At 23.4% G+C, this 10,783-nt stretch carries 9 protein-coding genes and 1 pseudogene; all 10 read right to left on the bottom strand.

What is annotated here, in order from left to right:
* On the bottom strand, window positions 1-77 hold a 77-nt coding region (locus FPD38_RS00625), incomplete at its 3' end, for a glycosyltransferase family A protein (RefSeq protein ID WP_147554881.1).
* A gap of 98 nt (window positions 78-175) precedes the next feature.
* Window positions 176-1,375 (bottom strand): DUF8374 domain-containing protein, encoded by a 1,200-nt coding sequence (locus tag FPD38_RS08390; protein ID WP_147554879.1) that lies wholly within the window; start codon window positions 1,373-1,375, stop codon window positions 176-178.
* Entirely contained in the window at window positions 1,372-2,865 is a 1,494-nt protein-coding gene (locus tag FPD38_RS00615; RefSeq protein ID WP_147554878.1) for a sugar phosphate nucleotidyltransferase, read from the bottom strand. Before FPD38_RS00615 ends, FPD38_RS08390 begins: the two co-directional genes overlap by 4 nt.
* A gap of 2 nt (window positions 2,866-2,867) precedes the next feature.
* Window positions 2,868-3,605 carry a class II aldolase/adducin family protein gene (locus FPD38_RS00610; protein WP_147554877.1) on the bottom strand — a complete coding sequence of 246 codons (738 nt, stop codon included), beginning with the start codon at window positions 3,603-3,605 and terminating at the stop codon, window positions 2,868-2,870.
* Window positions 3,595-4,891, bottom strand: a pseudogene (locus FPD38_RS08365) (HAD-IA family hydrolase). The gene FPD38_RS00610 and the pseudogene FPD38_RS08365 overlap by 11 nt, the downstream one beginning before the upstream one ends.
* On the bottom strand, window positions 4,884-5,480 hold the full coding sequence (locus FPD38_RS00600; RefSeq protein ID WP_147554876.1) for a PI-PLC domain-containing protein: 597 nt from the start codon (window positions 5,478-5,480) through the stop codon (window positions 4,884-4,886). The pseudogene FPD38_RS08365 and the gene FPD38_RS00600 overlap by 8 nt, the downstream one beginning before the upstream one ends.
* Window positions 5,477-7,009 carry a glycosyltransferase family 2 protein gene (locus FPD38_RS00595; protein WP_147554875.1) on the bottom strand — a complete coding sequence of 511 codons (1,533 nt, stop codon included), beginning with the start codon at window positions 7,007-7,009 and terminating at the stop codon, window positions 5,477-5,479. The genes FPD38_RS00600 and FPD38_RS00595 overlap by 4 nt, the downstream gene beginning before the upstream one ends.
* Complete coding sequence (locus FPD38_RS00590; protein ID WP_147554874.1) at window positions 7,009-7,644, bottom strand: HAD-IB family hydrolase; 636 nt, start codon at window positions 7,642-7,644, stop codon at window positions 7,009-7,011. The genes FPD38_RS00595 and FPD38_RS00590 overlap by 1 nt, the downstream gene beginning before the upstream one ends.
* A complete protein-coding gene (locus FPD38_RS00585; RefSeq protein ID WP_147554873.1) occupies window positions 7,634-8,710 on the bottom strand; it encodes a pyridoxal phosphate-dependent aminotransferase in 1,077 nt (358 codons plus the stop codon). Before FPD38_RS00585 ends, FPD38_RS00590 begins: the two co-directional genes overlap by 11 nt.
* Window positions 8,697-10,783, bottom strand: a 2,087-nt coding sequence (locus tag FPD38_RS08210; protein WP_261798257.1) for a DUF8374 domain-containing protein, incomplete at its 5' end; no start/stop codon positions are given. The genes FPD38_RS08210 and FPD38_RS00585, both read right to left, overlap by 14 nt.

Raw genomic sequence — 10,783 nt, 5'->3', positions numbered from 1 at the left:
AAATCTAAACATTCTTTTAAATATTTTTCTACATTATATATGGGGATTACTACGCCGACTGTTTTAGTTTGATTCATAATATTACTTTCTTTAAATTTAAAATTATTATTATACCATCCTCATTAAAACAAACTTTAAAATATCTATTGGATATTTAATTATTTGTAAATTTTATCTAATTTTTTAATACAAATTCCCTCTTCAACTTCCTAACCTCAAACCATAGTTTAATATATCCACCCTTATACCAAGTTTTATTAGCTTTTATAAGTGCTTGACCTAATTTATAAGTTAAACATTCTTTTTCTTTTAAAGCTTCTTTATAATCAGGATAAGATTCTAATGGAGGTAATTTTAAAGATGGATCTTTTTTTATTTTTTCTTTATATATTTTTTGTTCTTGATTATGTTTATCTTTAATATAAGATAATACAAAAGGCATTTTTATATAACCAAACAAAGATTTAGAATTTATTATTAAAGCTTGACCTAGTTTATAGGAAAGTTGGTTTTGAATTCTAGATTTTGCTGTACCATGCTTGATTTGGAAAGAAAGTAATGAATTAGTTTGATTAAGATTGTTGTTGGTGTTTTGAAGATCTTTTTGAAAAATTTCTATTTGATTGTGTTTTTCTTCTAAAAAAATAAAATCGTTCAATATTTTTTCTTTGCTGTTATATACAGACAAAAAAGAATTATTAACCTTGACGCTTGTTTCTCTCCAAATAAGAAAATCTCTATATAATAAATAATTTATAGGAATAGATAAAATATTAGAAATTGTTCCATAATATATATTAGGATTAGGTATGAATAAATCTGAATCTGTAGTAAAATACAATAAATCGCCTTCAGTTATATGAAAAGGATGAGCTATAGGCATTCTAGAAAAAGATGAATGAGCTAAAAACATTTCTGGTATATCAAAATTAAAACTTTTTGAAAAAGATAAATAGTCATCTATAATTAATGGTGTTAAAAATAATAAATCTGGTCTAGTATACAAATACACATCATATTTAAATAAATTATCCTTTTCATAATTTTTTCTTATATATCTAACTTGATATTTTGTATCATACCAGCCATGTTTACCTGGTTTTAAATTTTCCACCAATATTTCTTTTGGATTGTATAAATTCACAATTTTATTATAATAATATTTATTAATTTTTAAACCAGATAAAGTCGGATAAAACTCTAAATTTTTATGCCAAGAACTATTCTTACCTTGTTCTAACTCATCCCAAGTATGTATAAATATATCTATTTCATATTTATTTTCATTGGCTTTGTAAATATTCTGATAAAACAAACTATATGTTTTTTCAAATGTTCTCATGTGACCACATAAATGTATGGCTAATTTTTTCATACATATCCTTCAACTATATTTTTAAACCAATATATATTTTCTTTATACTCCTCAGGAGTTCCAAAAGAAAAATATTCATCAACCTCAACATAAGATATTTTATGATCTTTTATAAGTAATTCAAAAACATTATCTATGAAAAATTCCCCATTTGTTTGTATATTATTTTCAAATATATCATTTATAGCTTTAATCAATACAAAATTTTGCTTAAAATAAAAACTACCTATCATAATCAAATCACTATTATCTAGCCTGTGCTTAACAGATATCTTTTCTACAGTATCATTATTTCCATTTATCCAAGTAAAATAATCTGGATTATCATAATTATATTTTGATGCTTTTGTTACAAAAATAATAATATCACTATTTAAATATACTTTTTTAAATTGATCGTTTATATGCTTAGCAATCAAATCACAAGGGAGAATTAAAACATCACCTGACAAATCTTCACAAGATTCTTTATAAGAATATGCCGCACCTATTTTATTTGACTTAACATATCTAACTTCTTCATTGATATTATCCCAATATTTTTCATGATCTTTTGCTCCAACACATATAATTTTACCTTTAATATTTTTTAATGTTTTAATAATTTCTTTTACTAAAAATGAATCTCCTAATGGCAAAAATGGCTTAGGTTGATTAAAATTTAATTTTAAAAATCTCTCTCCTCTACCAGCTGATAAAACAACAACATTATCTATATTAATATCATCATTAATAATATCATTAGAATTTAACCTATTCTTTGCGTATTCGAAATCACTAGGTGTTCCAAATTGATAAAATTTTTCTACAAAAGGATAACATAATACATTATTCAAATAATTACAAGCTACGGAAATATAATATTCTCCGTTAAGTATATCCTTATTATCTATTTGTTTTTTTATAGCTTCAAAAGCTAATTTTAAACTTCTAAAATAATATATACCAGAAGAATAATATTCATTAAATTTATCTTTAGAATTATATTTTTCTAAGACTTTATAAACTTTATAACTATTATCATAAGTTTTACAAGCAGCATATACATTTTCTAAAGGAATTAAATGTGGGTGATATCCTGTATAGCAAGGGATAATACTTTGAGCATCATTATATTTTTTTGTAAAATTTAAAAAATCATTATAGCCCCACTTTTGACCAAAATCACAATAACTAACAATAACTTCTTCATCTAAAATATCTTCGAATTCTTCTTTAACTCCATATAAACTTCCAGATGGTCCTAATTTTTCTCCATAATAAATAATAATTTTTGCATTGATATTTCTACTTTTAACAAATTGTTTAAATTTATCTTGCTCTTGTTCTTGTATAATAAAATAAAATTTATCATTTTTGACATCAAAACACTCTATAACATAATCCAAAATAATCTTTTTTTCATTTACAAATATAAAAGGTTTTAAATCTTTATATCCAGCTTCTTTAAAACGTTTTCCTATACCAGTTGCTGGTATTATAATATTCATTTTTAATCCTTATCTTTCATTTTTATTTGTCTATATATTTCATCCGGTAATGATAATAATTTATTAACTTCATGTTGATTTAATAATTTTAAATTTAAATTATATTTATGCGCTATATTTTCTATAACATTTCTAAATAACCATAATTCACAATTATTACTATCAACAGCATCATCTGGCGTATAAAAATTATTATTTTTTATAAAAAATGTATCCTTAATTGTTTTATAAAGCTTAAATAAATCGCTTATTTCTTCTGAATATAAAATTACACCATGATTTTTTAACATAACCACGCCACTTTCTTTATATATATAAACAGATTGTAAATACTTAAATAATTCACCGCCTGGTAAAATAAAATCAACAATATCGCAATCTATAGCTTTATTAAAATTATAATTATCACTACAAAGATATGGCAACACATATATAGGATGATAATGCACAACATATTTATTTTTAAAAACCGTGTGCATTCCAATCTCCATCGATGGTTTTATAATATTTTTTATTATTTGTCCATCACAATAAGAATATGCATTTACTCCATTTATCAATATAGAAACATTATGTTCTTTTTTTAAATCCTCCCCAGAAGATTTAATAATCAAATATTTATCTTCTTTTATAGATATATTACCACCTTTTGAAGGCGCATCTAAAATATTTCCAAAAATTTCGCATAAATTTTTATAATCTCTAATATGTTTATATAATTTTTTTATATCATGTATCATTATTTAATATCCAACGATTTTGTAAAATTTTTTCAAAAATATTTTTAATTGCATTTAACAAATCATCATACTTTCCAAAATATTTATTTTGCAAATAATCATTTATTAAAATTTCTTTTAACTCTATAATAAAATTACCATCCCTAATGGTAATTAAAAAATTTGCATTATCTTTTTGCTTTTCTAAATATTTTTTATAATCATCTTCTCTTTTTTTAATAGTTTCTATGATTTTAGAATACTCATAATTTCTTTCTATACTATCTCTATTAATTTTTTGATTATCAGCCTCGTCAGAATCAATATATATTTTTATCTTTACAAAATCTCCTATAACTTCTTCATACAAGGTGTGCAAACCTTCAATAATAACAACATCTAAATCTCTTACTTCTATTTTGTCAGATTTATTTATAACACCATCTTTGTGATCATAAAGAGGAATATAAAGATTTCCAATATCTTGATAAATATGTTTTATATCCATTGCTAATTGAATAAGATTATTAGCTTCTGGATTATAATGAGTTATTCTTTCCCACATTTTAGAATTTCTTTCATATTTATGATAACCATCAGTGCTAATTATAAAACTTTCATATACATCATTGAAAAGATTACTCAAAGTAGTCTTTCCGCTTCCACTTTTTCCAGAAATAGAAATCAACAACTTTGAACAATTATAAGGATAATAATTTATCCTATACCCCCCCCCCTAAGAAATCATCAGCAACAGAATCTCCTATCATTACAATATCTTCTTCTGCAATATTTTTTTTATATAATTTTAAAGCTCTATTAATTAATGCTTTATTTGGTTTTTCTAATTCAAATTCTTCTGAACAAACAAGATAGTCTATAAAATTTATCAAATTAGCATGCTCTAATTTATTAATTTGTTCAATAAAATAAAAATTTGTAATAGCTATAACAGTTTTATCAATAGTTTTTATATATGATAAAAACTTAAACATTGTTCTATCTACTTTTAGATTTAAAATAAAATTTTTATTATAAAATTCAAACATTTCCTTAGCTTTAGAAAAGTGTATATTTTTATTTTCGCAAATAATTTTAAAATATAATTCCTTTTTATGATGATTAGCTGATAAATTTCTTGCATTAATTATCATTTTTGCATCTTCATATTCTCTTAAAGAAAAATTAAATTTCTTCATAACTTTTTCTAAAGCTTTTTTATGAGCAAAAGTATAATTAAATAAAGTATTATCGATATCAACCATAATAAGCTTGTATTTATCTGCTAAATATTTAAAATTAAACATATAAACTCCACAAATCAGGTCTTTTTGTACAAATAGAAATTTTTTTTGTAGGTAAAATATTTTGTATATCATTTATAAGATTTACATATGACAAATTATACAACTCTGGAGATACCAAAATAGGAATAATACTATCTTTTAAAATAGAATTTATATCTAAAATAAATTTTTGATAATCTTTTATATCAAAATTATCAAATTGAGAATAATCTAACCAAATATATTTTGGTTTACTAATATCTATAAGTTTTTGATTATATGATTCAACATCTGAAATTCTTATAATAAATTTACCTTGATGCCCATTTTTAGATAATCTTAAAATATCTGGTATTTGAGAATCTAAAAAATAATAATCATAACCACTTAATAAATCAATCACTTTTTCTTCTAAACCTGATTCTTTTATATTGCATATAATAGGAATATTTTTTATAAATTGTTTTTTATTTTTCAATAAAGGATATTGTTGATTTTTATTTAACACATCATGATTTAAAACTAATTCTTTATCATATCTCAAATCAATTTCAACTCCAAAATTTTCAATATTTTCTTGTATATCATTTTGTCTATGTAAAAATATCATTTATTTTTATACCATCTATGTATCTTCCCAATCTCAAACCACAATTTAACATATCCACCTTTATACCAAGTTTTATTAGCTTTTATTAAAGCTTGTCCTAATTTATAAGAAAGATGATTTTTAAGTTTAATAGCTTCTTTATAATCAGGATAAGATTCTAATGGAGGTAATTTTAAAGATGGATCTTTTTTTATTTTTGCTTTATATATTTTTTGTTCTTGATTATGATTTATTATAGTTGATATTATATATATTGGCATACATAGTATGCCAAATATACTTTTTGAATTTATTATTAAAGTTTGACCTAGTTTATAGGAGAGTTGGTTTTGAATTCTAGATTTAGCTGTGCCGTGTTTAAATATAAAATTATTTCCAGTATTACTAATAATATTTTTTTGATTTAATACTGTAAATAGTTTAGAAACTAATATAAATTTATCTTTTACTTTCCAAGGATCGTTTTCAAAATAAATTATATTACTAGACATATCAATAGTTTTTTCAAGAAAAACATTTAAAAATAATTCATGGTCATCTTCATTATTTTCATGTAAAAATACTATTAAACAAAACAAAGTGAAACACAAACTAGCACTAGAATGATATCTCTTAAATAAAATAACATTTTGTTCAAAGCTATCATACAATTCAAGTAAATATGTAGGAATTTCCAATTTATCTGCGGTATTAAAATGAATTGTGCTATTATGTCTAATTCTATAATTATGAAGTTTTATTGGCAAAGTATATATATACACTGATTTATAAAATAAAATCATACCAAAATAATGATCTTGATGAATTATATAATTTATAAATTTAAGTTTTATTTTTTTTAAAAAAATAAAATCAATCATTCCTTGCCAAGTAAAATAAAAAGAATTTAATCCCAATTGTCTACTTCTCTCTAACCAAGAATAAGAAGTTATTTTATTTTCAATATTATATCCATAATTAACTATGGTACTTGCCCATTGTTTAGTTAAATTATCCTCTAATCTCATAAATGAATCAAACCAAACTATCTCTACCCCATCCATTCTAGGGACACATTCTTCTATGCAGTTTAATTCCCAATAATCATCACTATCTAAAAAGATAATATAATCGATAATTGGATAAGTAAAGTTAATTAAATCTTGTTCATTATTAAAAGCTTTATAACTTTTATATACTTTATATATATTGTAAGGATTATTACCATCTAGTTCAAATTCAATTAAAGAATTTTCTTTAATTTGTGTTGTTATATTTTTAAGTTTGTATTCTCCGCTAAAATATTCTATACCTACATTTCTAGCAGTACTTTGTCCTCCATTTTCTTTATCAAATAATATAAATCTTTCATCTTTTAAGGTGTATTCTTTAGCTATTTTTAGTGAATTCTCATCAGTGCTTCCATCATTGACTAGTATAACTTGTAAATTTTTATAAGTTTGATTAATTACGCTATCTAAACATTCTTTTAAATATTTTTCTACATTATATATGGGGATTACTACGCCGACTGTTTTAGTTTGATTCATTAATTGCCTTTAATTATATTAAAATTAAGTAGCTTTGCCCATCTTACATCTTTTCCACATTCTACAACATAAGGATTTCCCACAAATGATAACAATGGAATATCACTAACACAATCACTATAGGCATAAGAATTTTCGAGATCTATATTTCTTATATCAAATATTTGAGATAATTTATATAATTTTCTCTCTTGCATTGTATGAATACCATCAATATTACCAGTAAACACCCCTGCTTGACATTCCAAATCAACAGCTACAACATGTTTTATATCATAAAGATTAGCAAATTCATCAATATAAATTGATAATCCACCAGACACTATTGCTACTATATGACCTTGATCTTGATGCCAAAAAAGTTTATTTAAGATATTATTATTTATATTTTTCAAAACTCTATCATAAATAAATTCTTTAGCTTTATGTTTTACTTTGTGTATAGGACAATCAATTAAAACTTCATAAGTTGGATATTGTAAATCTAACTCACTATACTCTTTTCTTCGCTTAAAATTATTTTCTTCACTATAATTAGGATTGCAATTTTTAATAATAGGTAAAAAAGCTTCCAAAGTTTGAAAATTGGTTATTGTTTCACAAAAGTCAAAAAAAGCATAAATCTCACTTTGCATAGAACCGCTCCATTTTATCATATAAAAAATTCATCTGTTCTCTTGTACCTATTGTAATTCTATAATGATCAGGAATAAGATGACAATAATTTCTTATAAAGATATTATTTTTTTTTAAATATTCAACCATAGCATTGGCATCTTTGGATTTTATCAATACAAAATTAGCAAAAGAATTTTTATACACATAAAGACTTATATTTAACAATTTATTCACGAATTCCTTTTTTGCTAAATTAACCTCATAAACATATTTCATAGTATAATCTAAATCACTTAAAGCAGCCATAGCAGCTATTTGAGAAATCATTGAAATGCTTTTAGAATTTCTCAACTTATCTATATATTCAATATTTTCACGATGAGAAATTATATACCCTATCCTAAAACTAGCCAATGCGAAAGCCTTAGAAAAAGTTCTAGTAATAATTAAATTTTTACATTTTTTTACTAAATGTGCAACTGAAACACCACAAAACTCATAATAAGCCTCATCTATTAAAAACATAGTATGAGTATGTTTTAATATAATATTTTCCAACTTTTCAGCATTATAACATAAACCTGTCGGGTTGTTAGGATTACACAAATATACAAAATCTATACATTTGTCTATTATAAAAAAATCAAGTTGATCAAAATCCAATAAAAAATTATCATCTAAATAAAATTTAATTGTATCCACTCCTACACCATTAGCTCTTGCCCTAAAATTATCATAAGTTGGAGATATTAAACAAACACGTGAAGTTTTATTTAAAAACACATCTATTATGTTTTCATGTGCTGCATCAGAGCTTGCAAATAATTGAACATATGAATAATCATCTTGCTCTGCATATTTAGCTATTTTATCTAAAAGTGCCACATTATGTGTATTGGGATACCAATTCAAACAACCTTTTTTAAGAAAATCACCAATACTTTCATAAACTTTTGGAGAAGGCTGCACACTAGCCTCATTCCAATCTAATTTTAATATATCATTTTGTTCTTTTATATTCCATACTTCATGAGGTATGGAAACATATGGGGAAAGATGTTTAATATTTTCATTTGGCAACATCTTGCAATCTCCTTAATTTCCATAAATGTCCAAGTTTATTATCCCATTCATCTGGAATAACTCTTTCACTTGCAGCGCCATGAGTAAAAGTCAATTCGCCTATATAAATCAAATTATTTACAGAATATAAATCAACTCTAACATAATCAAATTCTTTAGATAACTTCAAAGAAATTTTTAACATTTCTTCAAGATTCTTTGGTCTACATGGTAATTTATCACATAAATTTTCATACATGAAATTAAAAGGCGCCAAATTCCAATTAGTATCAAACATCAATCTTTTATAGTTATCAAATCTATCCATCGTAAATTGAATATAGTTATTATTTAATTGTTCATGATCAAATATGTGAAATTTGTAAGTATCTGCTGGTTTTTTATTTTCCCCAAGCAACAACTCTTCTACAAATATTTTTGGTTTAATATTTTTATAATGCCATTCTCTAGATAAATAATAGTAATTATTAGATAAATGATGTTTCAATTTATCTATACTATCAGATAGCAACTTTGAATTTCTTAAAAAAGATTTTTTATCTTCCACTATGACATATCCACCACAATCATGATTCGTTTTAAACACAAAAGAATCAGGTAGTTCTTGAAAATTTATATCATATACATTATCATATATAGCATATAGTTTAGGTAAATATGGGCAAGAATTTGTAGCGAATAATTCTTTTTTTAATTGATCTATATCTTTAAACAATATAGATTCCTTTGAAAGCAAATGTTTGCTAGAATATTTTGATAAAATAGATGATATATATATTCTTGCTTTTAATTTATCGGCTAAAAACCCATAAAATGGGCTTCTATCATATAACATTCTATATACTAATTTTTCATTAAAAGTTTCAGGATTTTTAAAATTTGGTGTATAATCAAAAATAACCTTGTGTCTATCCATAAAAAAATCTTCATCTGTTGTATTATCAATCTCTCTACTATCGTGCATACTGTTTTTTAACTTTTTTCTTGATCTCCCAATCTCAAACCACAATTTAACATATCCACCTTTATACCAAGTTTTATTAGCTTTTATTAAAGCTTGTCCTAATTTATAAGAAAGATGATTTTTAAGTTTAATAGCTTCTTTATAATCAGGATAAGATTCTAATGGAGGTAATTTTAAAGATGGATCTTTTTTTATTTTTGCTTTATATATTTTTTGTTCTTGATTATGATTTATTATAGTTGATATTATATATATTGGCATACATAGTATGCCAAATATACTTTTTGAATTTATTATTAAAGTTTGACCTAGTTTATAGGAGAGTTGGTTTTGAATTCTAGATTTAGCTGTGCCGTGTTTAAATATAAAATTGTCTTTTGATTGATCGCAATTTGTAAAATTTTCTTGATTTATGTAAAAATTTAAAATTTTTAATTTATCATGTGCCTTCCAAGGATCTGTATTTAAAAAAGAACTTTGTAAACAACTAAAAGAAACATTATAATAACACTTCACAAAAGATTGCACTGTTTCAATATGAAAAATTTTTATGTTTTGTTTTAAAAAATATAATAATAATTCTAAGTTCATACTCACCCAACTATAAAACTGAATATATCTTTTAACTTCACTAGGTGAATCAAAATAATTAAATAATTCTCTAAAATAAGGAGTAATATTATCATGGGTAATTTTATTATCATGATTCATTGTACTATTAGATCTTATTCTATTATTATATAATTTTTTGTTTAAAACATAAATATTGCTAGATTGTAAGAATAATAGAGTTCCAAATAAATTATCTTCATATAAAACACCATCTAAAAATTTTAACTTAATCGATTTTAAATATTCAAAATCAATCATTTCCATAACAGCTATCCAGATTGAATATATATTTTTTCTAATGCATTCCATTAACCATATATTATAAGTAATTTTTGTATCTTTAATTGAATCGCTAAAATTTTCTAAAAAGGTTTTACTAAATGGATATACGGTTTCTACCATATCTTCAAATACTTTATTATCAAACCAAACTATCTCTACCCCATCCATTCTAGGGACACATTCTTCTATGCAGTTTAATTCCCAATAATCATCAC

The sequence above is a fragment of the Campylobacter volucris genome, from assembly GCF_008011665.1.
Taxonomy (GTDB): domain Bacteria; phylum Campylobacterota; class Campylobacteria; order Campylobacterales; family Campylobacteraceae; genus Campylobacter_D; species Campylobacter_D volucris_A.
The sequence above is the reverse complement of the archived record's forward strand: the minus strand, read 5'-3'. Positions and strand labels throughout refer to the sequence as shown.

Coding starts and splice junctions, on each gene's coding strand:
- FPD38_RS08390 (WP_147554879.1), bottom strand. CDS start 1,375: ATGAAAAAATTAGCCATACATTTATGTGGTCACATGAGAACATTTGAA.
- FPD38_RS00585 (WP_147554873.1), bottom strand. CDS start 8,710: ATGTTGCCAAATGAAAATATTAAACATCTTTCCCCATATGTTTCCATA.
- FPD38_RS00590 (WP_147554874.1), bottom strand. CDS start 7,644: ATGCAAAGTGAGATTTATGCTTTTTTTGACTTTTGTGAAACAATAACC.
- FPD38_RS00610 (WP_147554877.1), bottom strand. CDS start 3,605: ATGATACATGATATAAAAAAATTATATAAACATATTAGAGATTATAAA.
- FPD38_RS00595 (WP_147554875.1), bottom strand. CDS start 7,009: ATGAATCAAACTAAAACAGTCGGCGTAGTAATCCCCATATATAATGTA.
- FPD38_RS00615 (WP_147554878.1), bottom strand. CDS start 2,865: ATGAATATTATAATACCAGCAACTGGTATAGGAAAACGTTTTAAAGAA.
- FPD38_RS00600 (WP_147554876.1), bottom strand. CDS start 5,480: ATGATATTTTTACATAGACAAAATGATATACAAGAAAATATTGAAAAT.